Origin of the sequence: Ensifer sp. Root127 (genome assembly GCF_001425225.1) — a bacterium.
Taxonomy (GTDB): Bacteria; Pseudomonadota; Alphaproteobacteria; order Rhizobiales; family Rhizobiaceae; genus Ensifer; species Ensifer canadensis.
Genome location: NZ_LMDX01000012.1, coordinates 264,866 through 290,949, shown reverse-complemented (window position 1 = coordinate 290,949; position 26,084 = coordinate 264,866). Strand labels below are relative to the sequence as shown.

Sequence of the window (26,084 nt, the reverse complement as noted above, 5' to 3'; positions counted from 1 at the left end):
ACAGAAGGCCCCGAACAGACGAGGACCTAAGCCATGGTGAGAACCGCACCGAACACCGTCGCGCGCAACCTTGCGGGCTGGCTGCTGCCCGCCGCCCTGATCCTTGCCTGGGAAGCGGCTTCCCGCGCGGGCCTGATTTCCGAGAGCGTGATGGCGCCGCCCTCGGCCGTGCTTGCCGCCTTCGTCCGTCTCCTCGCCTCGGGAGAGCTTGTCGAAAACATCGGCATCAGCACGCTGCGGGCACTTTCGGGTTTTGTCATCGGCGGTTCGATCGGTTTTGCGTTCGGACTTGCCAACGGCCTGTCACGCTTGAGCCGGGATCTGACCGACACGACGCTGCAGATGGTGCGCAACATTCCGCATCTGGCACTGATCCCGCTGGTCATCCTGTGGTTCGGCATCGACGAAGAGGCCAAGCTGTTCCTCGTCGCGCTCGGCGTCTTCTTCCCGATCTACGTCAACACGCTGCTCGGCATCCAGGGAGTCGACCCGCAGCTCGTGGAGATGGGCCGGATCTACGGCATGTCGAGGCGCGAACTCTTCTTCCGCGTCATCCTGCCAGGCGCCCTGCCGGCAATCTTCGTCGGCCTGCGCTATGCGCTCGGCATCATGTGGCTGACGCTGATTGTGGCCGAGACGATCGCGGCCTCCTCAGGCCTCGGCTACATGGCGATGCAGGCACGGGAGTTCCTGCTGATCGATGTCGTCATCCTGTCGATCCTGATCTACGCGCTGCTCGGCAAACTCGCAGATAGCTTCGCACGGTTGCTCGAGCGACTGACGCTGCAATGGCACCCGGCCTTCCAGCCGGCCTGATTGCCGTTGAACTGGACGAGCCCGATCCCGAGGAAAAATGGAGCAATCCCGATGTCCGTCATCGCCCTACATCCAAAACAGAAACAGGAAGCGAGCGACACCCCCGCGACCAGCCTGGCTCCCACCTCGCCGTCACCAGTTTCGACAAACGCTCCGCTCGCCTTCTCGCTCCGCGGCATCACCAAACGCTTCGGTGACAAGACCGTTCTCGACGGCATCGATCTCGATGTACCGCAGGGGCAGTTCGTCGCCGTTATCGGCAAGAGCGGCTGCGGCAAGAGCACCTTGCTGCGCATCCTCGCCGGGCTGGATAGCCCAACGAGTGGCACCCTGACCGTTGCCGGCGGCAGGGCGTCGGAGCGGCGCAGCCGCATCATGTTTCAGGAGCCGCGGCTTTTGCCCTGGGCGAGGATCGGCCGCAATGTCGAAATCGGCCTCACCGGCATCGCCAAGGGCGAAGTCGCCCGCGACCTCTCGCTCCAGATCCTTAAAGACGTCGGTCTTGTCGACCGCGCTGAGGAATGGCCGTCGGTGCTGTCGGGTGGGCAGAAGCAGCGCGTGGCGCTGGCCCGGGCGCTGGTCGCTCACCCCTTCATCCTGGCGCTTGACGAGCCGCTTGGCGCACTCGACGCCCTGACGCGCATCGAGATGCAGCAGCTCCTGGAGCGCATCTGGCAACAACAGAACTTTACCGCCGTACTTGTCACCCACGATGTGGCCGAGGCCGTGGCGCTTGCCGACCGCGTCGTCGTCATCGATGAAGGCCGCATTGCGCTCGACCTGTCGATCCCGCTCGCCCGCCCGCGCCGACATGGCAGCCCCGAAACCGCCCGGCTCGAAGGGCAAATCCTGGATCGATTGTTCGGCCGGGGATAAGGTGCCGCTTTCGATCGCTGTTTGGGACGATGCCCATTGACGAACACAACCCTCCGTGGAAGCAATGCAATCATTGCCCGCATAGTAGGTTGGAACATGAACTCAGCGACCGCCGATACCGTTCCTCCGCGTTTCTTCTGGCGCCGCTTCGCAGCCTTTGTGATTGACACTCTGCTCTTTTACGTCGTCGCAATCGTTATTGCGGTCACCCTTGCGTTCGTTCTTCCCTGAGCGCCACGCTTCTTCGTTTCCGCGACAACCCAATGCGAACCTGCCGGGCAGAGCGCGCTTGCAGATAGAATCGACCGCGAATGGCCGCTCGCCACAGGACAGACGCGTGAGAACCAGATCTGCATGACGTCCATATGGGGAGTGCCCGAAGGCAGGGCGTTCGTTTCAACATTGATCGATGTTGATGACAAACCGGCACAACGCTCGATCAGTCTTGCGATCGACGAGACCGGCAAGCCGATTGAATTTGAATCCATGCAGGTCGGACGCGGCGTTCTGGACCAACTCGCGCCGCTGGTTTTCTTCTGCTTGTGCAGTGCCGGCTTCATAGCACGCTTCGGCACCACGCCCGGCAAACGGCTGCTCGCCTTGCGCGTGGTTCAGGGCAACGGCGAACCGCTGCCGTTTGCCTCGGCCGCCAAGCGAGAGACGTTACGGATGCTGCCGTCAATACTGCTCACTGTATTCGGTGCGCCGATGATGCTCCTGTCGGCGTTAGCGATCTTTGGCACCGGCGACATTCTGATGGATGCAGTCGAAACCGTGACTGTTTTCGGCGCTCCCGCCCAGGTCATCCTGTTGGCCAGCTTTCTGGTCTTCACGCTTTTCGCTCTGATCTGGTGGGTTTTTCCCTTCATGCGCTGGCGCGGCCAGACAATCTACGATCGTCTGACTGGCTCCCATGTCGCGTCAGGCGAACCGTTCAGCGAACGGCGGGTTCACCTGCAGCGACAGCGTCCTGACGGACAGATGACGCCATTACAGCGCCGCGCGTCAAACAGGACGCGCCAAGAACGCTGTAACGCTTTGAACTAGCTGCATAATTTTACCGCTAAAGCAGATTCGATTTAAGGAATTATGCAGTAGGCTGACCCGCTCACCCCTTGAAGATGAACGAGGCACCGATGGCGATCAGGGAGAAGCCGACGAGATGGTTCCAGCCGATCGATTCCTTCAGCCAGAAGACCGAGAACGCCGCGAACACCAAGAGCGTGATTACCTCCTGCATCGTCTTCAACTGTGCCGCGGAGTAGACCTCGTGGCCGATACGATTTGCCGGCACGGCCAGACAATATTCGAAGAAGGCAATGCCCCAACTGGCGACGATCGCCATGTACAGCGGCGACGACGTGTATTTCAGGTGCCCATACCAGGCGAATGTCATGAAGACGTTGGAGATCAGGAGCAGCAGGATCGGCCAGAGATAGGCCGGATTGATGGAGAACGACATGAGGATCCTCGAAGGCGCGAATCGTTCCGGCAGGATGATCTTGCCGCTCGCGCTATGACAAGCGCAAACATCATCTGAGACGCGCGATCGGCAGCGCACGAGACCTGAATTTGTCGTTGAAAAAATCCCGGTAACTGCTGTAAAGACGTTAATTTGCGCCGGTCGGCGCAGCTATGCCGCTGATCGTCGTCGCATGGAGTTATGCGTTCGAGGAACAGCGACGCGCCGGCATCCATCAACTTCTGCCGCCCGACCTCCGGCGCCTTGGTGCGCGGTCGCCCGACCTTTGCGGCCGCCCGCGTCGATTCCTGTTCCTTTCCATGGCTTTGCCCGTTCTGCCGCATTCGGCTACAATTGACATTGCTGCCTTAATTAGGGCCCGAAGATGCGATCAATGGATCGCGGTGCCTGCGCCAGGGGCCAGGCAGAACACAAAAATAACGCACCAAACCCAGAAAACACGGCGATATCTAACCCAAATGGATTAGATTGCGCACGAATATTCGTATTTTTTGCCCTTTGCCACAATTTTGCACCAGACGGTGAGCAAAGTCCGCGCACCGTCCGACGGGACAGGCAGGGGAATACCACACTCCGACGGCAATCGCCGTGAAGTTGGCACCGCGTTTCATCGCGGTTCGCCGACGCGCTGATGCTGCGTTCAAGGTGCAACGCACGAGGCGCGAACCGCCGATATCCCCGAAAACAGTGATCGATGCAGATGAAAACCGGGGGCAGTGTTCGGCGATCGCCAGGCACATCCGGGATGCACGCACCAAACAACTTGGCAAGGAGACCTGACCATGAAGGTCCTGGCGTTTCTCGCGGCTGCCTATGTCGCGCTTTTGACACCGGATGTGGCCACGGCGGGCATGTTGGCCCAGGCCCAGCAATATAACGGCCTGCACGAGGTCAAGAACAACAAGCGGCTCCGGACCGCGCTCGGCATCAATCCGGCCCGCACCCCCTGGTGCGGCCACTTCATGGGCTTGATAGCCCGTAAGGCTGGCCGAACACCGCCACAAAGCTTCGGCATCGCCCGCTCCTGGCTGCGTTTCGGCGCGCCGGTCAAGCTGTCCTATGCCCGTCCCGGCGACATCATCGTTGTGCGCACCGGCCGCAGCTATCACGTCGGCATCATCTCCGCCCTGTCCAAATCGACGGCGAAGGTGATTGGCGGCAACCAATCGGGTCGCGTCACGGTTTCGCAGTTCACCCGCGGTCAGGTGGTCGCAGTTAGACGTTAGCCGACGACGGAAAGATCTGCGGTCAACGAACGAGGCTATCGTCGCGCATGTCCGGCTGCGCACCGTCGAGCGACAGGCGCATCGCGCAGCGCCGCTCGGCCGGTAGGCCGTTTGTCGCCTCCTTCGCCAGGATCTGGGCCAGCCGCGAGCCGAGCTCTTCTTCGCCGAGCGTCAGGAAGCCGAGCTTGCGATAGAAGCGCTCGTTCCAGACGAGTTCGCGGAACGTGGTCAGCGTCACCTCGCCAAGCGAGCGGTCGCGCGCATGCGCGATAGCGGCTGCGAACAAGGCGCGCCCAAGTCCAAGGCCTTGCCGCTCGTGCAGCACCGCGAGCTGCCAGATGTGCAGAGCACCATCGCTGATCTCGGCGCAAAGAAATCCAAGCGGGCGGTCGCGATCGTCGACCGCAACCCAGGAAAGACCGGAGCGAACGAATTCCAGATGCGATGCGACCGACTGGACGTCGTCGTCAGCAATCCAGGCAAGCTCGGGCACGGTGCGAAATGCCTCACCCGACGATCTCTCGATATCGGGCAGCGCTGGCGCATCGTCTTCACGGGTCAGTCGTATCAGGGCGTTCATGGCGGCATCCTATCGACGGAATTTGGTCCGTCGAAACAGTCTTTCGATAGAACGCCCAAGTAAGCGATAACGACGATACGTTTCTAGAGTTTTCTCCATGAAGACAAACGCTTATCCCCATATCTTCGCCAACCACACGCGATCCGCCCCCGGCGGAACCGTCAGGCGCATAACGCACAAGCCCGCCGGCAGCATCGAAACCGCCAATGACCGTGGCGATGGTCAGCCGGTTGACGAACCAGTCGAGCGGCTGCTTCGCCTCATCTTCAAAGGCGGCGCCGAACGCCTCTGGATGGCGCGAATGACCATCGAGGCATAGCGCCCGATGGAGGTCGACGTCTGGGGCAATCAAGCCGGCGGGGTTGAAAGGAAGACAGCACGGTTCCAAAATTGGCTGCTGGGCGAAAGATCCTCTCCGCATAGACCCGCCGCGTCACGGCAATCCGTGATGCCGGCAACCGGATTCCGAATTTTAAATCTTCGCCCTAAACACCTGAATCAACAATCAAACACTCTACTCATCGCGCAACCCGCGAGGCCATCTGCGCGATCTGTTCCAACGCGGCGCTCAGCCCCGCAGACGGGCTCGTCAAGGGGCGCGTTCCTCGACGCACAAGCTCGGCCGCCCCGGCCATGGAGGCTTGAGCGAGAGCGACAATCGCCGCGCCATCGTTATAGGCGGCGTCGGCTGCATCGGCGATTGCGGCGAGATAGCCATCGCGGTCACCGGCCTTGAACAGACCCCATGCGCCTGCGACGAGACGCACCTCGAGCGCCACACCCTTTCGCTTCGTGGCCTCGGCAAAAAGCGCAGTGGTCGGCGCCACGGTCGTTTCGACGGCGCAGAGCGCCACCACCTTTTCTCCGATCGCCGCTGCCTTTTCGGCAAGCGCGGCATCAGTCCGCAACACCGGCACCGGCGCTTCACGCACGATCGCGGTACTCGGCCCGAGCGTCGAACAGGTGAGGAGCACGGCGTCGGCGCCGCCTGCAAGCGCCGTCAGCGCTGCAGCCGTCTCCTCGGCTATATCGTCGGTGAGCCCGCCTGCCCGTTCCGCAGCCTCGAGCAGGTCCGGCCGCACCGCATGGCGAAGCACGCCCGCGGCAAGGCCGAGTTCGCGCGCGGCGGCTTCGAAGACGGCGACGTTGCTGTCGGCGGTATGCAGGCACGCGATGATCAAGATGCTTTCCCTCACGCTGGATTCGCGCTTTGCGGTCGCCGTCGGCCACTCGCTGCCGGTAAACTTCGCACGTTACGTCGCCGGCTGGAAACAGGGATTGAGGCCCCCAACACAACGCAGGTCCTTCCATCGCTTCAAACGTGCAATCCACGGGCGAAAGCGCCTTCGGCCCGCAAATGGCCCCAAAATCGGCGCAGCAATCGATGCCGACACACGATCGCCGCGCTTTTCGCGCTTCTAGATATTGCTAAATTACGTTACCCTTAATTTCCTCTAGCTGTACGCCGCGGGAGGGGCTTGCCCCTTTGGAACGGAAGCTCGCAGTCATCCTCGCTGCCGATGTCGCTGGCTATAGTCGCCTCGTCGCGACCGACGAGGAAGGTACGCTTGCGACGCTGGGCACCTATTGCGCCACGATCGGCGACCTCGTCGCCGAGCATGGCGGTCGCATTTTCAGCACTGCCGGTGACAGCGTCGTCGCCGAGTTCCACAGCGCCGTCCAGGGGGTCCGCGCCGCCGTTGCTATCCAGCGCGCCCTGCAACGCCGCAATGCCGATCTGGCGCCGGAGAAACGCATGGAGTTCCGCATCGGCATCAATCTCGGCGACGTCGTGGTCGAAGGCACAAACCTGTTGGGCGACGGCGTCAACGTCGCAGCGCGGCTGCAGCAGGTGGCGCGACCGGCCGGCGTCTGCATCTCGGGAACGCTGCACGACCAGATCGAGGGCAAGCTCGACTTCCCCATGGTCAAGCTCGGCGAGCAGACGCTCAAGAACATGCCGCGGCCGGTGCTGGTGCACAGCGTCGACTGGCGCGAAGACCCGACGGTGCCCGACCTGCCCGGCATGCCGCTCCGCCTGCCGAACAAGCCGTCGATCGCCGTGCTCCCCTTCCTCAACATGTCGGACGATCCCGGCCAGGACTACTTCGCCGACGGGTTGACCGAGGACATCATCACCGGGCTCTCGCTCTGTCGCTGGTTCTTCGTCATCGCGCGGAACTCCTCCTTCGCCTACAAGGGGCACGCAGCGGACGCGAAGCAGATCGGCCGCGATCTCGGCGTGCGCTACATCGTCGAGGGCAGCGTGCGCCGATCAGGAAGCCGCGTGCGTGTCACCGGGCAATTGATCGAGGCCGAGACCGGCGTGCATCTCTGGGCGCAGCGCTTCGATCGCGAAGTGGCGGACATCTTCGCCATCCAGGACGAACTCACCCAGCACGTCGTCGCCGCCATCGAGCCGGAAATTCTGATCGGCGAAAATCGGCGAGCGCTGTTGCGCGGCACCGAGAACCTCGACGCCTACGAATGCCATATGCGCGGCACGCTGCTGCACAACGCCCAGGACACGGCCGCGCATTTCTCCGAGGCGATCGACTGGCATCGTCGTGCCATCGCGCTCGATCCGGATTTCGGCCGCGCCCATATGATGCTGGCGCGTTCGCTCTACGCCCGATGTTTCTTCGGCTTCAGCGACGATATCGACCGCGACAGGACTGAACTGCTCGCCGCAGCCGAGCGCGCCATCGCGCTCGAAGATCGGGATCCCTATTCGCACTACGTCATGTGCCTTGCCAATTTCGCAGCCCATCGTCCGCATGCGGCCGTTGCCGAAGCGCAGCAGGCGATCGATCTCAACCCCAATCTCGCATTGGCCTATATGGCACTCGGCTGGGCCCGCATTTTCATCGGCCGCTTCGCCGAAGCGCTCGATCCACTGCACAAGGCCTTGCGTCTGAGCCCGCACGATCCGCTGACCTATCTCTTCCTTAACCGGCTCGCGCTTGCCCACTATCATCTCGGCAATTACGAGGAGGCGCAGCACCATGCCGAGCGCGGACTGCTGTTGCGGCGCACCTATTTCAATCTGGTCGTTGTGCTCGCCTGCCTCGGCCAGCTCGGGCGCACGGAGGATACCTGCAAGCTTATCGACGAGGCGATCGCCAACGCCCCCTCTGATCTCAAGCGCTACTGGCAGATCCTCACCGCCTATGTCGATCCCGCCGACTACGCGCATTTCACCGACGGGCTGCGCAAGGCGGGCCTGCCCGCTATACCGTGAGGCGCCATGACACGTGCGCAACAGCTCGGCGTCGTGATCGGTCTGGCCGTCGTGGTAGTCCTGACATTGCTGCGCGCCAGCGATCCGCAGCTTCTGAAACAGGCGCGCGACGTCACCTTCGACGAATATCAGCGGCTGTCCCCGCGCGCCTACGAGCCGATGCCGGTCAAGGTCGTCGATATCGACGAAGCCTCGCTGCGCGCCTTCGGGCAATGGCCCTGGCCGCGAGACCGGCTGGCGAAGCTGACGGACAGGCTGGCGGAGATGGGGGCGTCGGCGATCGCCTTCGACATCCTGTTTGCCGAGCCGGATCGGCTGTCGCCACGCAACGTATTGCGCGACGTGCCGGAGATCGATCCCACGCTGCTTGAGCGCCTGCCCGACAATGACGAGGTCTTTGCACAGTCGATCGCGGAAAAGCCCGTCGTCCTCGGCTTCGGGTTGACCAACGAAGGAAGCTACCTGCCGCCGGTCAAGGCGGGCTTCGCCTTCACCGGCGAAAGTCCGATCGGCGCACCGCCGCGCATTCTGTCGGCCACGCCGCTGCGACCGCAACTGGAGAGCAATGCCGCCGGTCTTGGCCATATCAGCCTCAACCCCAGCGACTCCTCGGCCGTCGTGCGAGCGGTGCCCCTGTTCCTGAGCGACGGCCAGCAACTCTACCCTAGTCTCGCAATGGAGGCGCTGCGTGTGGCGCAAGGCGCATCGACCTATGTCATCGCCGGCGCGCCCGACCTGCCCGATACGATGACGGCTGCCAAGATCGGCGATTTCGTCGTGCCCTTGACCGCCGCCGGCGAACTCTGGCTCTACGTCAGTCCCGATACAACCGAGCGCTATGTCTCCGCACGGCGCATTCTCGAGGATGGAGACATGTCTCCCGACGTCAGCGCGGCAATCGAAGGCAGCATCGTGTTCATCGGCACCTCCGCCGCCGGCCTGCAGGACGTTCGCACGACGGCGCTCGGCCAGAATGTTCCCGGCGTCTCGCTGCATGCCCAGATCGTCGAGCAGATCCTCTCCGGCCACTATCTCTCTCGCCCGGACTGGGCCAATGGCCTGGAAATCCTGGCGATTGCGATTGCCGGCTGCCTGCTCGTGCTGTTGACGACTTTCGTCAGTCCCGTCATGGCGCTTGCCTGCGGCATGGCGATCACGGCGCTGGCGCTCGTCGCCTCATGGGTCGCGTTCGCCTATGCCGGCCTGCTCTTCGATCCGCTGGCGCCGATCCTTGCGGCGTCCATCACCCATTTTTCGGCCACGGCGTTCCGCTTCCTCGTCACCGACCGCGAGCGCCGCGAGGTTCGCCAGGCCTTCGGCCGCTATCTCTCACCGTCGTTGCTCTATCGGATCGAACACAATCGCAACGCCCTTCGGCTCGGCGGCGACGATCGAGAACTGACGGTCATGTTCGTCGACGTGCGCAGCTTCACCGAGATCAGCGAGCGCATGGCGCCGACCGATGTCGTTACCTTTCTCAACACCCTGCTCGATGCGCTGAGCCGGCACGTCATTGCCAATGAGGGCACGCTCGACAAGTTCATCGGCGATTCGATCATGGCCTTCTGGAACGCACCGGTCGATGTCGCCAACCATCCGCGAAAGGCGCTGCGGGCAGCGCTCGGCATGCGTGAGACCTTGGCGCGGCTCAATGCCGACGACGCCTTCGGTTTCGGCGCGACGCAGGCGGTCGGTATCGGCATCGGTATCCATACGGGGATCGCCTGTGTCGGCAACATGGGCGCCGAGACGCGCTTCAACTATTCGGCTGTTGGCGACACGGTCAACATCGCCGCCCGCATCGAGGCGGCGTGCAAGGAGGTGAGCTTCGACATTCTCGTATCGGAAGCGACGGCGCAGGCGCTGCCCGGTTGCGCGCTGCTGGAAGCAGGCGCCCTGGGGCTGAAGGGAAAGACGACGCGAACCCGGCTCTTTGCCGTCGCCGGCGACGAAGGCGTCGCCTCTTCGCTCGACTTCGGTGAGTTGCACAGACTACATTCGAGGCTGATCGAAAACCTGCGTGCACGCGCCTCGACCAGCCGCAGCCTGGCCAATGCCGCCAAGCTCAAGGCGGCGGCGATCACGCCGGGTCTGGTGACCTTCTACGGCAGGATCACTCGCCGGGCGGAGCATTTCATCGATGTTCCCGCCGAGCAGGAAAGCCGAATCGCCGAGTAGCGATCAATCGTCATTGTCACCATCAAGGACGCGTTTGGCAGCCCGGTGGGGCACCTATTGCGCGGTCTCCTGCTACTCACCGGTGTTGCGACCACGGTCGCCACCGCCGCGTTTGCCGCCATCCTGGCTGTTGCCGCCACTCTGGGCGCCGACGTTCTGGCCGGCGCTGCTCTGAGTGCCGTTGGTCTGATTGCCGCTGCTCTGTTCCGTGCTGCCAGGTCCGGTGTCGTTGTTGTCGCCGCCCTGATCCTGATTGTCGCCGCCTTGATCCTGCTTGTCGCGGCCCTGGTCGTGCTTCTCGCCACCGCGATCATGCTTCTCACCTCGATCGTGCTTCACACCTCGATCATGCTTGTCATGGCCCTGTTCGCGAAGCTGCTTTTGTGGTCGCGGCGTTTCCGGCTTAGGCTCTTCGCGGACGACCGGATCCGGTTGCTGCGCCGGAGAACTCTCGCGCTGGATTGCAGCCCGTAGCCCGCAGCCGCCTCCGGCCCAACCCATGGCGCCGGAAAGCCGCTGGCCGCCAGACAAGAACGGCAAGGCCTGGGCGTTGCCGAGTGCTTGCAGCGTACGGCGGTTGACACGGCTGGCCTGGCTGACGGCGCCGCCGGGCTTTGCCACCACACAGTCGCAGCGCTGCGTCAGCTGGCGACATCCGCCGGCGCCGCAGAAGCTCGCCGCGCCGCTGAGCAGCACCATCGCGGTCGTTCCATCGCTGCCGACATAAAAATCGAACGCCGTGCCGCGCACGCCGATGGTGCCGGCCGGCGTGACGATTTCGTAAGCCGAATGTTTGGATTTGCCGCTGACCCAGCGAAAGGTTCCCTTGGCGGCCATGATCGTCAGTTTCTTCACCGACTTGCTGCCGTCATAGACGAACTGATCGATGACCACGGATGATCCCCAGCCGACAGCCAGCTTGGTCCCGTCCTGAAAGACGAATTGTCCAAGGCCGGACTTTGACGTCCGGATCCGTTCATCCCGGTAGACCGGGTCCCTGACCGCCAACGGACCACTCTTGCCGGAGACTTCCGTCCTGATCGAGACTGCCTGGCCAATGGGCTCGGCAGTAAAGCTCGGCACTGGACAAAAAAGCGTGGCACTAACAGCGATGAGTGCGGCACTGCGCAAACGCGACATGAGCCCCTCCAAACCACTCTTTTTACCACGCGGCATGGCCGGATGTCTGCTCGCCCATTCGAGGTAACCGGCGGCAACCAGAACTAGCAAAAGCTAACCCCTCCCCGTTGCCGGCGCGAAAACAATACGTCCAAAACGCCAGATGCGCCGGGCATGTTGCCTCACGAACGGCAGGCGCAAATACAACGCCAGATAGACAACTCAATGCACCGACACACCGGAAGTCACCCGTCGAAAGCTGCCGTGAGCCGACAGGAAGACGAGGAAACGGTGGGCATTGCCTGGCCAAGGCGAACGGGCTGGTAGTCTGCTTCCGCCGGGCCATAGGGAAGCCAAGATGCACACGATGCAAGCGTCGCGCTTTCAGCTGCGACTGGCGTCATTGCCGGCTGTTTTCTTGAGCCGGAACCGATGACGGCAAGATGCAGCAGTTGGAACGACTGCAAGCTCCAGTTGATCTTGCTAGATCGGGGGTCGCACATGCGCCCGCAGACTACCTCTCCCCGTTGGCGGGCAAGCTCGGCCACCGACATGGGCAAACCGTCGCCCCAGGACCGGTAAACACCCGGAAGAATCCATGCATTTCGTTTCCCTTTTGTACTCATTCCCCCTTTATTTTCGTTATGACTCTGTCCATATTCCCGCCATGGCCCAGGATCCGAAGAAGTCTGCAAAAAATCCCCCCAGGAAAACCACAGTGCCCGGCGGCTTCGAGGAAGCCCCGCAGGCGCCGCTGTCGGGAACGCCGCTATCCGGCAACGTCTCCGATTGGGTGAAACAGCTCGAGGCCGATGCCGAGGCTTCCGCCTTCGAGAGCCAGCGCGAGGTCGCCTCCAAGGCCGGCAAGCACCGCAAGAAGGTGGAGATCGCCGCGAAATCGGCCGCAGGCCGCAAGCCCGAAGGGGCGTCCGAGCCACTGCGAGGCCCACGCGGAGCGAAGGCGCAAGGCGCCGACAGCGTGAGCGGAAGGACGTCCCGCGGGACGTCCATGGGCGGCACGACCGACCCGAAGACGCGCGCCGCGGCGGGCCTCAATCCGGTCGCCGGCCTCGACGTGTCGCTTGAGGATGCCGACAAGCTGTCCACTTCCGGCGTCACCGCCACCGTGGAGGCGCTGTCGGCGCTGATCGAGAGCGGCAATCCGCTGTTCAAGGACGGCAAGCTCTGGACGCCGCACCGCCCTGCCCGGCCGCCGAAATCCGAAGGCGGCATCGAGATCCGCATGGTCTCCGACTACGAGCCCGCCGGCGATCAGCCGACGGCGATCGCCGATCTCGTCGAGGGCCTTGCCTCCGGCGAGCGCAGCCAGGTGCTGCTCGGCGTCACCGGCTCGGGCAAGACCTTCACCATGGCCAAGGTGATCGAGGCGACCCAGCGCCCCGCCGTCATCCTCGCGCCCAACAAGACCTTGGCCGCCCAGCTCTATTCCGAGTTCAAGAACTTCTTCCCCGACAACGCGGTCGAGTACTTCGTCTCCTATTACGACTACTACCAGCCGGAAGCCTACGTGCCGCGCTCGGACACCTTCATCGAGAAGGAATCCTCGATCAACGAGCAGATCGACCGCATGCGCCACTCGGCCACCCGCTCGCTGCTGGAGCGCGACGACTGCATCATCGTCGCCTCGGTCTCGTGCATCTACGGTATCGGCTCGGTCGAGACCTATACCGCCATGACCTTCCAGATGAGCGTCGGTGACACGCTCGACCAGCGGCAGCTGCTGGCCGACCTGGTGGCGCAGCAATACAAGCGCCGCGACATGGATTTCCAGCGCGGCTCGTTTCGCGTGCGCGGTGATACCATCGAAATCTTTCCGGCCCACTTGGAAGATGCCGCCTGGCGCATCTCCATGTTCGGCGACGAGATCGACGCCATCACCGAGTTCGATCCGCTGACCGGCCAGAAGACCGGCGACCTGAAATCGGTAAAAATCTACGCCAACTCGCACTACGTCACCCCGCGCCCGACGCTGAACGGCGCCATCAAGGCGATCAAGGAAGAGCTGAAGCACCGGCTGGCCGAGTTGGAAAAGGGCGGCCGCCTCCTCGAAGCCCAGCGGCTGGAGCAGCGCACCCGCTACGACATCGAAATGCTGGAGGCCACCGGCTCCTGCGCCGGCATCGAGAACTATTCGCGATACCTCACCGGCCGCAATCCCGGCGAGCCGCCGCCGACGCTGTTCGAATACATCCCCGACAACGCGCTGCTGTTCATCGACGAGAGCCACGTCTCCGTCAGCCAGATCGGTGGCATGTATCGCGGCGACTTCCGCCGAAAGGCGACGCTGGCCGAATACGGCTTCCGCCTGCCCTCGTGCATGGACAACCGTCCGCTGCGCTTCGAGGAATGGGACGCCATGCGCCCCGACACCGTCTCGGTTTCGGCCACGCCCGGCAGCTGGGAAATGGAGCAGTCCGGCGGTGTCTTTGCCGAACAGGTCATCCGCCCGACCGGCCTGATCGATCCGCCGGTGGAAGTGCGCTCGGCGAAAACCCAGGTCGACGACGTGCTGGGCGAAATCCGCGAGACGGCCGCTGCCGGCTACCGCACGCTGGTGACGGTGCTGACCAAGCGCATGGCCGAGGACCTGACCGAATACCTGCACGAACAGGGCATTCGCGTCCGCTACATGCACTCCGACATCGACACGCTGGAGCGCATCGAGATCATCCGCGATCTTCGTTTGGGTGCTTTCGACGTGCTCGTCGGCATCAACCTCCTGCGCGAAGGCCTCGACATTCCCGAATGCGGCTTCGTCGCCATCCTCGACGCCGACAAGGAAGGCTTTTTGCGCTCGGAGACGTCGCTGGTGCAGACCATCGGCCGTGCCGCGCGTAACGTCGACGGCAAGGTCATCCTCTATGCCGACCAGATCACCGGGTCGATGCAGCGCGCCATGGACGAAACCAGCCGCCGCCGCGAAAAGCAGATGGCCTTTAACGAGGCCAACGGCATCACGCCGGAATCAGTAAAGGCAAAGATCTCCGACATCCTCGACTCGGTCTACGAGAAGGACCACGTGCGCGCCGACATCTCCGGCGTCGCCGGCAAGGGCTTTGCCGATGGCGGCCACCTCGTCGGCAACAACCTCCAGGCGCACCTCAACGCGCTGGAAAAGCAGATGCGCGACGCCGCCGCCGACCTCGACTTCGAAAAGGCCGCCCGCCTGCGCGACGAGATCAAGCGCCTCAAAGCCGCCGAACTCGCCGCCATGGACGACCCGATGGCACGGGAAGAAGCCAAGGCGATCGAAGGTGGAACGGGGCGGAAAAAGGCAACGGCACCAAATAGCGGTAAGGCCTCCCCCTCGCCGTCATCCTCAGCCTTGAGCCGAGGACCCACCACCATCGCGGACGACAATTCCCTGTTCCAGAAACCGTCGCTCGACGACATGGGTCCGGGCACCGACACCGAACGCCCGCTGTTTCGCAAGCCCGAACTCGACGAAATGGGCCGCGACGTGGCAACGCCGGCCGGCCGCAAGGATGCCGAGAGCCAGTCGCTCTTCCGCAAGAACAGCCTCGACGAAATGACTGTCGGCCGCACCGAAAAACCCGTCATCGGCAAGGTGCCGGACAAGCCGCTCATCCGCGCCAAACCGGGCGTCGGTTCCTATGAAGACCCCGTCGACGAAAAGCGTCAGAAGGGGCGGACGAAGGGCAAGACGGGGCGGCCGGGGAAGTAGCGTCGGCAACGGCGAACAAGTTTGCGTTATCCCGGCGCAGCTCTCATCACACCACGCCCAGTATGCGCGAACCAGACGCGCCAAGGATAGGACCTTTCTCAAGGCGCAGCGCCATTCAATGTGAGGGCGGCGCGGGTTGCAAAGCCTATCGCTGGCGTCAAGCTTGGGATCCACTTCTATGAGTATCTTGTCGACGTGACCTGACCAGACGAGATGACCGCGCGGCGAGGATGATATGCAGAAAGTTAAATTGGCACTCCAGAAACTGAGAGGTTCCGGTCGAATCAAACCCGTAAATGAGAACGCATCTGCGTTTAACTTCCGCTACATCAAAGCATAGTTCTTTTTGGGAGAGCAGCCGCAGAGTCGTCAATCATTCGGCAGAACTGAACTCATCCAGTTCCGTCGCCTCAGGCGGCCTGGCCAAACAGGACTGCCTTATGCGGCCACGTGGGCTTCCTCTGCTTTAGCTTTCCATAAGACCGCGCTCCGGCCCGATGGCTTGAGTACCCCCGCACGTCTTAATCGAATGATGGGCTGGCTAATTCAACTCCACCCCCCCTGTGCCTATCAAGCTCCTGCATCATCAGGCCCTTGAGGTCGCGCGGCTCGGCGAGTTGCGGATCGTAGCCGGTGTCGGCATGGATCTTCCGGCGCACCAGATCCTTCAGGAGAACGCAGGCCGCCTGCAGCCGGGCAAATTGCCCGGAATCGCGCAAAGCTTTGCGGACGGCAGCGGCTAGCCCAGCATGCATCACCGCTCCGCGCTACAGCTTCATCTCCGCCAGCGCCCTATGCAGGGGCGCATCTGAAATCAGGATCGCGCCGGTGAACGGAATGTCCATGTCGAGCACGACATAGACAGAGGCGGCGATGAACATCGCCGAAACCACGAACATGGCGACGACCACGACGTTTTGCGGCGCGCGATAGCCGAAGCTGGCGAAGATCAGCGTCATCCACGCCATCAGCATGCCGATGACGGGCATCGGTATTGCGCCTTCCGATTGCTCGACGATCGTCCAGCGCTGTTCGACGATGCGGTTATATTGCTGGCGGGCACTCACCAGCATGGATTCATGCAGGCTGTCGGCGGGCTGAATGGCCGCGAGGCTGTTACCGACCGTATCCAGCCGCTGTTGCGTGGAATTGGGTCCCTGGTGCTGCACATTGTCGACCCTTTCGGGATCGGCAATCACCCCCTCTACATAGGCGATCAGATATTGCCGCGCATCGTTGCCGGCGAGGCCATAGGTCCTGAGCGTCCGGTCGAGAAGGATCAGATTGATGGCGAAGGAATGCACATTGTCGTCGATCCCCTCGAACGTATTCTTGGCCGAATTGATCATCAGGCCGAAGACCAACGACGCCATGACCACGAAGATATTGGCAACGAGCCGCACGACGGTATTGGTGTCATCATCGCGATGACGCGCCGGCAGCTTCGGATAGAGGTGCATCATGCCAAGCGCCGCCACACTCAGGCAAAGGAACGCGGCAACGGCAATCAAGATCGCACTCATTCCGGCCCCGTTCCCGTTATTCCACTGCCCTCTGTCCGTCTGGCGCGTCCCATGGGCGGCTACTGCATGTTTCCTTAAATCCTATTCGCTTTAAAGAAACATGCAGCAGTTCAAAGTGCTACAGCGACCTTTGCCCATCTAGTCAGATGCGCGGCGCTGTAGGATAGGAACTTTATCAAAGTCCGCAACGGCTGAGGTGTTGGCCGACGGTCTCGAATCCGCGGCAGCCCGGTCGTCAGTTCACGACATCGCCGAGCTTGAGCCATCGTCTTGCGGGCCACGCTTTAGCCGCCAGTGCCAGCCGTCACCTGCCCCAGCACTCCAACCAGCGCCTTGCCATCGGTAAAATAGGGATCGCCACCGCCGTTGCGGCCGGTCGTGGTGGCGCCTATGCCGGGGATGTCGTAGGTCGAGGAAACCTGTCCGGCCTTTTGCAAATCGCCGATGACCAAGTCTCGCTCTGCGTCCAGGTTCGGGCCGATATGGTGGGTGATCTGGCCGGTGTCGTGGCTGAAGCCGACACCGCGGTCGAAGCTGGCCGAGCCGAGCCAAAGCGGCTTGCCATCCGAGCCGGTATGTTTGGTCTGCCAGAAGCGCACGTGGTTTCGCTCGTCGGCGCTGTTACCGACGGGCTTTTCAAACGCCAGATCCTGTTTCCGGCCCTCGAAGAACAAAGGGCTGACCGGTGCATCGAGGTCCGGCCGATCGAGCACCACGCTCAATCCGATGTCGACGGAGGATCGCAGGGTTATCTTGTCGGCCGGATCCCAGCCGGCCGCGGCGAAGGCGCGGATCACCTGTTCCTTGGAGCCAACGAGGCCGACGTTGATAGGGTCGCCGGGAATATCCTGCTCGGTGGTGGTGACCATGGCGCTAAAATCGTCAACCCGGCTCCTGTCGTGAAAGATCCAGAGCTCCGGCAGCAGGAAATAGCTGACCAGCAGATAGGCGACCAGCACAACCGCCAGGACGCTCAGAGATGCATGAAGTTTCCTGCGACGGGTCATCTGCGTTCACCCTAGTCCCGGTGCGGTGATATCAGCTAAAGGCGATATCAGCTAAACCTGAAACAGCCAGGAAAGCAACGTGTGGTTATGGTCATGCCGATCCTGCACCAGCCCGTCTCCGTTCCGCCACCACCGCCGCAAACTCATTCCCTGCGCTCTGAACCGACGCGACCGCCTTGCGTGTCCCAAAAACGACCGTCGAGTATGGTGCAGACGGCTGCAGCTGCACGCCGTTGACGAGTATTCCTGCATCTCGCAAAGCCCATAGCAAAACAGGCGGCCATTCAAAGTGCTGCAGCGACTTTGCGCGTCTGATTAAGACGCGCGGCGCTGTACGCGAACCGGATCGCCGCGTTTTCAAGCGCAGTGACGGCCAGTTGGAGGCAGAACGTCCGCAGGCTGCCGGCGTCGGGCCGCGAGTGGCGAGCGGCACGGCTCCCTTGCCTTCTGCGGCAAGATGCGAGCAGCGCTACTCCGCGGCGTGCGCCTTTACCTCCAGCGCCTCCAGCTCGTAGGAATAGCCTTCCAGCATTTCATAGGCCTGCTCGATCGTCTTGATCTGCTCTTCGGTGGTCTTGATCGCCTCGGCGATCGAGCGTGAGCGGGCGCGCAGCATCGAGCCGAGGACGTCGGTTTCCGGCCGGCGGCCGAGGCGGTCGAGGTGTTTTCGCACGCGGGCGCGGTGGCGCTCCAGCTCGAGGATGTGGAAGCGGCTCTTGACGATATCGTCGGAAAGCTTGCGGCGCATGGCGGCGACGGGGTCGAAGCTGCCGGGCTCGCGCTCGTCGAGAATGAAGTCGTTGACCAGGGTCTCCAGCATCATCAGGCCCTTGAGGTCGCGCGGCTCGGCGAGCTGCGGGTCGTAGCCGGTGTCGTCAAAGACCTTGCGGCGCACCGGATCCTTCAGGAGATCATAGACCGCCTGCAGCCGGGCGAATTGCTCGGCATCGCCGCCCGAGTCGGGATGGGCCGCCTTGGCCGCCTTGCGATAGGCCGTGCGGATGGCCTGGTCGTTCGCGTCGCGGTCCACGCCAAGCATCTCGTAGGGATCGATCACGCTGCCCCCTGTTCGTCTCGCATTCCGATTTCTCCGCCTGACCTAACGCACGCAACCGAAGACCGGAACCAATCACCGGTAAAGCCTGCGCGTTATCCCAAACTTGTTCAAGTGCTGATGCGGCGTGATGGGATCATCACCGCATCCGGGCGCCGCGTTCATCAAGTCGAGGCGCGCCGAAGCACTCGCCCTTCCGACGCGGCGGCGCGCACGTTCGTCCGTGGTCGGGACGAAATTGTGGTCGGAAACGGGCCGTCCCCGATTTTTCCATGCAGGACCAATGGTTACGGCGCAAACCGACCACGTGACCTGCGTCGCCCGCAACAGGAGCGATGGCCGGAAGGCGGCCCATCGAAGGGCGACGCACCTTGGCGCACGCGGAAACCGATGCGCGTTCGGCCCGCTTGTTCGGCTGCTTATCGGCCCGCGCGTGGCCGCGACAATCAACGGACGTCGCCATCAACGGCCCTCACACGCACTCCGCCCGCCGCGGGTGACCTTCGCTCTTTTCTGCGGCACGCGCCTGCCCCAAAACCTTGGTCGCCTCTTCCACTTTTGCCGATAGCGGCGATGGTTGCCCGCTGAGGAATGACACCAAGATCGCGATCATCCAGCGGCCGGAACGCGGCAGTCTGCAACATGCTCGCCGATAGCCCGCCCGGCTCTGCGTCCCCTCGCCGTTCGTCTGCACCAAGCGGCAGCCGCTACAGCGCCGCGCGTCTAATCAGACGCGCCAAGGTCGCTGTGGCGCTTTGAATTGCAGAAGCCCAAAACCCCTGAGAATGCTGTGGTTGGCGGCACATTTTCCCGAAATAAGCCGCGCGAATGGCTCTTGCGTTTTTTTGCAAATACTGTCACTGCTGCTACCGTTCGGGCGTTTTCAATCCCGGAGACTGGACTTTCTCTTTTGTGCCCGGCTTGCCGGGCCGGCCGGAAGCGGCAAATGGACGTTCTTTCCCCGTTATCGTGACTACTCGACGCCTATCCGCTTGTATGCGGAAGACGACACACCCACATCCTCACGGGGGCGCGGGTATAGCTTTAAGACTGAAGGAAAAGGACTTCTTCCATGGCCACTAAGGGCACCGTAAAATTCTTCAACCAGGACAAGGGTTTTGGTTTCATCACGCCGGACGGCGGCGCTAAGGACGTATTCGTCCACATCTCCGCTGTACAGGCCGCTGGCCTTGCTACGCTGAAGGACGGCCAGGTTGTCACGTTCGACACCGAAGCTGACCGCATGGGCAAGGGCCCGAAGGCCGTCAACATCCAGGCTTCGTAAGCCGGATCGTCCGACTGGACTTTTTGGAAGCGGCGCTCCCCAGGGGGCGCCGTTTTCGTTTGGGCTGTTGGTTTGTGTCGGGGCGGGTGCCGACGCATTGGCCGGAAGCCGCCTTCGCTTCGACCGAGGAGACCTCGGCATCCGCATCCGCAAGTATTCGCGGGGCGGCCAGGGGGATCATCGGCTCAAGGCCGAGGATGACAGCGGTTCAAGGCTGAGTATGGCGCCGGCTCAAATGAGAGACTCGCGTCGGTGTGAGGACGACGGCCGATGTTGGCGGGTCCGCCAGCTCTTTTCATTTGGCCTCAGGCGTTCTCGATCACCGTGAGGATCGACAACACACCATGTGGCCAGCAAGCGGGGCCACCGCTCTGCCTCGAACAAGTCGCCCCTCATTTCTGTGCTCGTCACAGAAATCCAGCAGCGCCGCGTCCGCGGCGCAAGGTTGCAGCTGTAGGCGCAGTCCCTAGTCGCCATGTGAGACATTCCGGCCGTGCCGACGCTGGCCCTCTGCGACATGCAGAGGATGACGTTCCGCGACGTCTCCGGACCTACTCGGCCGCCTGCTTTGCGGCTGCCGCCTCGAACACGGCATCGAAGGCGGCGTGGATGACCTCCGGCCCAGCCCCTTGGCGGGTGGCGTCAGACGACAGGATCTGGCGGTAGCGCCGTGCACCCGGCCAGCCCTGGAACAGCCCGACCATATGCCGCGTGACATGGGCGAGCCGGCCGCCATTGGCGATGTGGCCGGCCGCATAATCGGCCATCGCTTCGCGCAATTCCGCCCAGAAGGACAGGTCCAGCCGGTGGCCGCGCTCTGAGAAGTCGGCAGCGTCGTGAATGAGCGTCGGCGCGCCGGTCAGCGGATGCGGGAAAAAGCCATCGACCGACGAAAGCATGGCGCTGTCGTGATAGGCGGCCCGACCGAGCATCACGCCATCGAGATGCTTGAGCTCGTCAAGCGACTGATTCAAAGTCTGAAGTCCGCCGTTGAGGCCGATGAAAAGATTAGGGTTTTCAGCCTTCAGCCGGTGCACGAGAGCGTAGTCGAGCGGCGGGATGTCGCGGTTTTCCTTGGGCGAGAGCCCCTGCAGCCAGGCTTTGCGGGCATGGACCCAGACCGCGTCCGTACCGGCGTCGACGACGCGCGACACCAGATCGCGCAACGCCACTTCCGGATCCTGCTCGTCGACGCCGATGCGGCATTTCACCGTCACCGGGATCGTGACCGTGGCCTTCATCGCCGCCACGCATTCCGCCACCACGCCAGGCTCCTGCATCAGGCAGGCGCCAAAAGTGCCGGATTGCACCCGGTCGGACGGGCAGCCGACATTCATGTTGATTTCGTCATAGCCGAACGCTTCGGCAATGCGGGCCGCCTCCGCCATCTTGCGCGGATCGCTGCCGCCCAGCTGCAGCGCCACCGGATGCTCCGACGCATCAAAACCGAGCAGCTTCACCCGATCGCCCCTGAGGATCGCGTCGGCGACGATCATCTCGGTATAGAGCAGCGCATGCCGCGAAAGCCGGCGCGCAAAAAACCGGTAGTGCCGATCGGTCCAGTCGATCATCGGCGCCACGGCGAAGATCGGAGCCTTGAAATACGCTCTTCCGGCCGCAGATTTTGCTGCGTTCTCAGTCATTTCTTCTGTCTCTTGTTCGCTCGCGGCGGCAAAGGGCAGCGCGATGGCCACGCGCCCGCCGACGGCCAGCGTCTTGTACCGTTGCCGGCTTATATAATGGCGCAGGCAAGAAAGCGAGCCTTTGACGGGCAGCAAGGCTCCTGGCTGCGGATCGCCGTCATCGGGCGTGGCTGCTCACGCGAACGGCACGGCGGGACGCTTCGGATCAGAAATGCCGGCAACGCCACGGGCTGTTGCGACAGACGCTTCATTTCGCGCCAGAGTTTCTGGCAGACTTTGATGGCTTGCGCCCTGCCGCCTGCAAGACTTGCGTCGCGACATCCGAAGCCTTCGTCGGGCGGAGGCAGTTCGGCGGGGCCGGAAAGCCGGGCGCAAAAACGCACCAAAAATGGCTCACGCTCGAGCCGTCATCCTTGATAAAAAATCACAGGCGACTCGATCGGGGACCATTCATGCAAAATGTCACATTTGCTTTTGTGCTGGGGCTTGCGACGGCGGTTGCAACAGGCGCCTGGGCTCAGCCATTCAGGTCCCCGACCGCGCTCATCGAGGCGCTCTATGCGCCATATCTTGGCGACGGCGACACCTCGGAGCGCGACGCGTTTTTCTCCAACGATCTCACCAAGCTTTACGAGACCGACGCGGAGAAGAGCCAGGGTGAGGTCGGCGCCATCGGCTTCGACCCCGTCATCAACGGGCAGGATTGGGACATCGCCAACCTGCGCATCGGCAAGGCCGAAATCACCGGCCCATCCGCTGTCGTCACCGTGCGCTTCGAGAATTTTTCGGCGCCCGTCACCCTGCGCTACAGTCTGATGAACGAAGCCGGAAACTGGCAGGTCGACGACATCGAAAGCACCGAGGGCGATACCCGGTGGACGTTGAGCGAGATCTTCGCCAACGCGCAATATTGAAGCGGTAGATATGGCTCGAACCGCAGCACGGAAACGAATTCGCAGGTGGCCGGGCCGCGCAAACAACCAGACGCAAGCATCTTCGGCTTGACAGGCGGTATCACAGGCGATTAGGGCAGCGTCCCTGTATCGATACAGAAGGCAGGAACAAGGGAAGACGGCATGAAACGTGCGATCGTGGCACTCCTCACCCTCCAGCTCGCGGGTTGCCAGTCAGTGGCGCTCGAGGATCAGGAGATCGCGAAGCCGAAACCGCCTTCCGTGCCGACGCTCTCCGGCACCGATCTTCAGGCCCTTATCGTCGGCAAGTCGCTGCGCTACACCATTAACGGCGTCGTCTCCTCCTATTTTGCCGACGGCCGATATGGCTACCGCGATTACGAAGTGCGCGACGGCGGAACCTACACGATTGCGGGCGACGAAGTCTGCATCACCTTCGAGGATGGTGGCAGGCGCTGCGACCAATTCGCCCGGATCGGACCCGACTATGTCAGGATCGAGGAAGGCGGCCGCCAGACCAAGGTGGCAGGCGTCGGACCGGCCTGAACCGGCGACAGCGCTGCGGGCACCAGCGTCGCGGCAATGCTTCAGAAAGGCGGAGATGCCCGCGCTCGAAATTCGCCCTGCCCGTCCAGACGAGCGCCTGGCGCTGATCGAGCTTTCTCTCCAATCCGCTTCGCGAACCCCTTATTCCCAAGGGGTTCTATTATGGGGGGTTATGGCATAGTTCGCCGGGCACCGGGGCTTGGGTGCCGGGGGAGAAAGACGTGAACCCTTTGCGCTCGACACAATGTATCGCGCTGTCGCAGCCTGATATCGACACGCTGCAGCGCGTCTTCGACAACATCTGCGCCGAGCAACACTGGCCGCGCGACAGCGCCCGTGCCCGCCGCCATGCACGCATGCTGATCGACGAATATCTGGCCGGCACGACCAATGAGCAATTGCTGCTTGTCGTCGGCCGCTTGTTCGCCTCACGCTTGGCGGAGACATCGACCTCGGCCTAGGGGCGAAGTCCAGCGGTTGTGCTTCGGCAAGACGCACCCGGAAAAGCTGCTTACAAAAGCGTTATCCTGCGCTACATTAGCACAGTTGACCCTTGCCGCGTGGGAGGAGCCCTGTCGCAAGCAGTCGCGATGCCGACATTCATTGAGATGATCTCGAGGAGGAGACGCATGCATCAAATCATCTGGAACCAGCCGATCGAACTCGACTTCGTGACGGGCGATGTCCGCACCGTCAAGGGCCCGTCAGACGCGCTTGCCTGCCTTGCCGACCATTGGCCGCGGCGCGGACCGAGTTACGTCGCCGCCCGCAGCGCCTGCCGCGCCGCCATCGACGGCCGTCGCACGGTGGAAGAAGCGCGATCGCTGTTCATCTCGGCTGCAAATGAAGCCGAATTGAAAGCGCATTAAGAGGCATTTGCCACCCGCATTGAGTGCCCTGCACTCGCCCCTTGCCGTTGGCATGCGAAGAGCACGCCGGAGGGCCTGTTGATTGGCATCTGCGCCCTCTTGGAAGAAATGACTTGCGGCGGCGCGATCGCGCCCCAGACAGTGCCTGAGCATGGCATCCGGTGGTGGAGTTACCGTGCCGATTCGGCGCAGCATCTTCAAATAGCACGCAAATTTCCCGGAAATGGCCCGATTTCTGTCGTGAAGCCTTCATTTCTCTGCGCTATATCATGAGGTGCCTCACAAAAACCAATTTCGAAGCGTCTGAGTCCCATCAAGGGAAAAAGCATAATGTCCCAGAAAAAAGGGACAACGAAAACGGGAGAGATATCATGAGCGAGCAGAATCTCTATCGCATCGTTGAAGTCAGTGTGAAGCGCGACGGCGATCGTCGCGATGTCGGCATCATGACCGTGCGCCAAGCCCTGGAACTTCAAGTACCGAGCCTCGAATACAGCCATCCGGAACTGAACTCTCGGTCGGATGGACGGTTTCTCACGCGCGCCCAGTTGCAAGCCTACGCCTGCTGCGCCTGAGATAAACCCTTGCAGCACCCGAACAGGGTGTTAACGTCCGGCTGGGATTCGAAACAGCCGGACAATCATGCAAACAGTCATTCCACCTTCACCACCCGTCCTGTTGCCGATCGCCGGTAGCCTCGTGGGTTTTCCGGTGCGCCGGGTCTATTGCGTGGGCCGCAACTATGCGGCCCACGCCATCGAGATGGGTCACGACCCGGATCGCGAACCGCCGTTCTTCTTCCAGAAGAACCCGGACAACCTGCTGGTGGCCGATAAGACCTTCCCCTATCCGCCGCGCACGGCCGATGTGCACCATGAGGTCGAGCTGGTTGTCGCCTTGAAAAGCGGCGGCGCCGACATCCCTGTCGAACAGGCGCTCGACTGCGTCTACGGCTATGCTGTTGGCATCGACTTCACCCGCCGCGACCTGCAGGCCGAGGCCAAGAAGGCGGGCAAGCCCTGGGCAGCGGCCAAGGCCTTCGAACATTCGGCGCCTGTTTCCGAGATCGTGCCGGTCGAGGCGATCGGTCATCCCGTCAACGGCAATATCTGGCTGAAGGTCAATGGCGAGCTACGCCAGCAGGGCGATCTCGAGCAGATGATCTGGAAGATACCCGAAGTCATCTCGGAGCTTTCACGGCTGTTCACGCTCGCCCCCGGCGACATCATCATGACCGGGACCCCTTCGGGTGTCGGTCCGGTGGTGCGCGGCGACGCGGTGACCTGCGGCGTCGATGGCGTCGCGGCGCTTGCCGTTACCGTTCTCTAAGATCGGAGCGCTTCCGCTTTCGTTTCGGAACGCATCGCGGAAGCGCCCCATCGCATTGTCTTGACGCATCTCCCGATAAAGGAAGCGCTGCACGCGGTTTCAGGGAATGCTCCAACAACAAGGATTGCCCGATGCCGCTCTATGCCCTTGGACCGCTGCGTCCGCAAACGCCTACTGAGGGCAGCTACTGGGTGGCGCCTGATGCCAACATCATCGGCCAGGTGGAAATCGGCGAGGATGTCGGCATCTGGTTCGGCGCCACGCTGCGCGGCGACAACGAGCTGATCCGGCTCGGCGCCCGCACCAATATCCAGGAAAACACCGTCATTCACGTCGACCCCGGCTTTCCCGTGACCATCGGCGAAGGCTGCACCATCGGTCATGGCGCCATCATCCACGGCTGCACCATCGGCGACAACTCGCTGATCGGCATGGGCGCAACGGTGCTGAACGGTGCGAAGATCGGCCGCAACTGCCTGGTCGGCGCAAATGCGCTGGTGACCGAGGGCAAGGAGTTCCCCGACAATTCGCTGATCGTCGGCGCGCCCGCCAAGGCCATCCGCACGCTTGACGATGCCGCCGTCGAAGGGCTGAAGCGCTCGGCCAGCCACTACGTCAAGAACTGGCAGCGCTATGCGATGCAGCTGACGAAGCTCGACTAGAGCGTTTCCGGTTTAAACGGAGTCACA

General features: G+C 62.5%; 24 protein-coding genes and 1 pseudogene. 16 read left to right on the top strand and 9 right to left on the bottom strand.

The window, feature by feature from the left end; translation table 11 throughout:
• Window positions 1–33 precede the first annotated feature (33 nt).
• The 3 genes from ASD03_RS15995 to ASD03_RS15985 all read left to right on the top strand — a co-directional run bounded on the left by ASD03_RS15995 (window position 34) and on the right by ASD03_RS15985 (window position 2,739).
• Window positions 34–816 (top strand): ABC transporter permease subunit, encoded by a 783-nt coding sequence (locus ASD03_RS15995; RefSeq protein ID WP_051509170.1) that lies wholly within the window; start codon window positions 34–36, stop codon window positions 814–816.
• Window positions 817–867: 51 nt separating this feature from the next.
• A complete protein-coding gene (locus ASD03_RS15990) occupies window positions 868–1,692 on the top strand; it encodes an ATP-binding cassette domain-containing protein (RefSeq protein ID WP_025427292.1) in 825 nt (274 codons plus the stop codon).
• 402 nt (window positions 1,693–2,094) lie between these two features.
• Window positions 2,095–2,739: an RDD family protein gene (locus ASD03_RS15985; protein WP_158071673.1), complete on the top strand. Its 645-nt coding sequence runs from the start codon at window positions 2,095–2,097 to the stop codon at window positions 2,737–2,739.
• A 61-nt stretch (window positions 2,740–2,800) separates the two neighbouring features.
• Here the strand turns inward: ASD03_RS15985 and ASD03_RS15980 are convergent, their stop codons facing one another.
• Window positions 2,801–3,154, bottom strand: a complete 354-nt coding sequence (locus tag ASD03_RS15980; protein ID WP_025427294.1) for a DMT family protein — start codon at window positions 3,152–3,154, stop codon at window positions 2,801–2,803.
• A gap of 803 nt (window positions 3,155–3,957) precedes the next feature.
• Between ASD03_RS15980 and ASD03_RS15970 the strand changes: the two genes are divergently transcribed.
• On the top strand, window positions 3,958–4,401 hold the full coding sequence (locus ASD03_RS15970; protein ID WP_025427296.1) for a TIGR02594 family protein: 444 nt from the start codon (window positions 3,958–3,960) through the stop codon (window positions 4,399–4,401).
• A gap of 22 nt (window positions 4,402–4,423) precedes the next feature.
• Here ASD03_RS15970 and ASD03_RS15965 read toward each other — a convergent pair whose 3' ends face one another.
• Complete coding sequence (locus tag ASD03_RS15965) at window positions 4,424–4,981, bottom strand: GNAT family N-acetyltransferase (RefSeq protein WP_025427297.1); 558 nt, start codon at window positions 4,979–4,981, stop codon at window positions 4,424–4,426.
• Between the two features lie 97 nt (window positions 4,982–5,078).
• On the opposite strand from ASD03_RS15965, the gene ASD03_RS15960 reads away from it, so the two are divergent.
• Complete coding sequence (locus ASD03_RS15960; RefSeq protein ID WP_025427298.1) at window positions 5,079–5,300, top strand: hypothetical protein; 222 nt, start codon at window positions 5,079–5,081, stop codon at window positions 5,298–5,300.
• 199 nt (window positions 5,301–5,499) lie between these two features.
• On the opposite strand, the gene ASD03_RS15955 is transcribed toward ASD03_RS15960, so the two are convergent.
• Window positions 5,500–6,162, bottom strand: a complete 663-nt coding sequence (locus ASD03_RS15955) for an aspartate/glutamate racemase family protein (protein ID WP_025427299.1) — start codon at window positions 6,160–6,162, stop codon at window positions 5,500–5,502.
• Between the two features lie 305 nt (window positions 6,163–6,467).
• Between ASD03_RS15955 and ASD03_RS15945 the strand changes: the two genes are divergently transcribed.
• Together ASD03_RS15945 and ASD03_RS15940 are read left to right on the top strand one after the other, a co-directional pair.
• Complete coding sequence (locus ASD03_RS15945; RefSeq protein WP_025427301.1) at window positions 6,468–8,222, top strand: adenylate/guanylate cyclase domain-containing protein; 1,755 nt, start codon at window positions 6,468–6,470, stop codon at window positions 8,220–8,222.
• Window positions 8,223–8,228: 6 nt separating this feature from the next.
• A complete protein-coding gene (locus tag ASD03_RS15940) occupies window positions 8,229–10,400 on the top strand; it encodes an adenylate/guanylate cyclase domain-containing protein (RefSeq protein WP_025427302.1) in 2,172 nt (723 codons plus the stop codon).
• Window positions 10,401–10,472: 72 nt separating this feature from the next.
• Here the strand turns inward: ASD03_RS15940 and ASD03_RS15935 are convergent, their stop codons facing one another.
• Window positions 10,473–11,540 (bottom strand): FecR domain-containing protein, encoded by a 1,068-nt coding sequence (locus ASD03_RS15935; protein WP_025427303.1) that lies wholly within the window; start codon window positions 11,538–11,540, stop codon window positions 10,473–10,475.
• A gap of 646 nt (window positions 11,541–12,186) precedes the next feature.
• Here ASD03_RS15935 and uvrB point away from each other — a divergent pair.
• Complete coding sequence (gene uvrB, locus ASD03_RS15930; RefSeq protein ID WP_057214366.1) at window positions 12,187–15,225, top strand: excinuclease ABC subunit UvrB; 3,039 nt, start codon at window positions 12,187–12,189, stop codon at window positions 15,223–15,225.
• Between the two features lie 575 nt (window positions 15,226–15,800).
• Here uvrB and ASD03_RS38995 read toward each other — a convergent pair.
• From ASD03_RS38995 to ASD03_RS15910, 4 genes and pseudogenes are all read right to left on the bottom strand, one after another.
• Window positions 15,801–15,938 (bottom strand): annotated as a pseudogene (locus tag ASD03_RS38995) (molecular chaperone DnaJ); the annotation flags it as partial.
• Between the two features lie 54 nt (window positions 15,939–15,992).
• Window positions 15,993–16,748 (bottom strand): DUF4239 domain-containing protein, encoded by a 756-nt coding sequence (locus tag ASD03_RS15920; RefSeq protein ID WP_057208713.1) that lies wholly within the window; start codon window positions 16,746–16,748, stop codon window positions 15,993–15,995.
• 284 nt (window positions 16,749–17,032) lie between these two features.
• Window positions 17,033–17,755, bottom strand: coding sequence for an LssY C-terminal domain-containing protein (locus tag ASD03_RS15915; protein ID WP_025427307.1), 723 nt, complete (start codon window positions 17,753–17,755; stop codon window positions 17,033–17,035).
• 469 nt (window positions 17,756–18,224) lie between these two features.
• Complete coding sequence (locus ASD03_RS15910) at window positions 18,225–18,794, bottom strand: J domain-containing protein (protein ID WP_107027611.1); 570 nt, start codon at window positions 18,792–18,794, stop codon at window positions 18,225–18,227.
• Window positions 18,795–19,881: 1,087 nt separating this feature from the next.
• Here ASD03_RS15910 and ASD03_RS15905 point away from each other — a divergent pair.
• Complete coding sequence (locus tag ASD03_RS15905) at window positions 19,882–20,094, top strand: cold-shock protein (RefSeq protein ID WP_025427309.1); 213 nt, start codon at window positions 19,882–19,884, stop codon at window positions 20,092–20,094.
• 551 nt (window positions 20,095–20,645) lie between these two features.
• Here ASD03_RS15905 and dusA read toward each other — a convergent pair.
• Window positions 20,646–21,737: a tRNA dihydrouridine(20/20a) synthase DusA gene (gene dusA / locus ASD03_RS15900; protein ID WP_025427310.1), complete on the bottom strand. Its 1,092-nt coding sequence runs from the start codon at window positions 21,735–21,737 to the stop codon at window positions 20,646–20,648.
• Between the two features lie 452 nt (window positions 21,738–22,189).
• On the opposite strand from dusA, the gene ASD03_RS15895 reads away from it, so the two are divergent.
• From ASD03_RS15895 to ASD03_RS15865, 7 genes are all read left to right on the top strand, one after another.
• Complete coding sequence (locus ASD03_RS15895) at window positions 22,190–22,651, top strand: DUF3828 domain-containing protein (RefSeq protein WP_057214286.1); 462 nt, start codon at window positions 22,190–22,192, stop codon at window positions 22,649–22,651.
• Window positions 22,652–22,813: 162 nt separating this feature from the next.
• Complete coding sequence (locus ASD03_RS15890) at window positions 22,814–23,197, top strand: hypothetical protein (RefSeq protein WP_057208715.1); 384 nt, start codon at window positions 22,814–22,816, stop codon at window positions 23,195–23,197.
• 221 nt (window positions 23,198–23,418) lie between these two features.
• A complete protein-coding gene (locus ASD03_RS15885; RefSeq protein ID WP_171519872.1) occupies window positions 23,419–23,658 on the top strand; it encodes a hypothetical protein in 240 nt (79 codons plus the stop codon).
• Between the two features lie 168 nt (window positions 23,659–23,826).
• Complete coding sequence (locus ASD03_RS15880; protein WP_025427314.1) at window positions 23,827–24,066, top strand: DUF982 domain-containing protein; 240 nt, start codon at window positions 23,827–23,829, stop codon at window positions 24,064–24,066.
• Window positions 24,067–24,437: 371 nt separating this feature from the next.
• Window positions 24,438–24,641 (top strand): hypothetical protein, encoded by a 204-nt coding sequence (locus ASD03_RS15875; protein WP_025427315.1) that lies wholly within the window; start codon window positions 24,438–24,440, stop codon window positions 24,639–24,641.
• 67 nt (window positions 24,642–24,708) lie between these two features.
• The gene (locus tag ASD03_RS15870) at window positions 24,709–25,395 is read left to right on the top strand and encodes a fumarylacetoacetate hydrolase family protein (RefSeq protein WP_025427316.1); all 687 of its coding nucleotides are present in this window, start codon (window positions 24,709–24,711) and stop codon (window positions 25,393–25,395) included.
• A gap of 131 nt (window positions 25,396–25,526) precedes the next feature.
• A complete protein-coding gene (locus ASD03_RS15865) occupies window positions 25,527–26,057 on the top strand; it encodes a gamma carbonic anhydrase family protein (RefSeq protein ID WP_025427317.1) in 531 nt (176 codons plus the stop codon).
• Window positions 26,058–26,084: the final 27 nt, after the last annotated feature.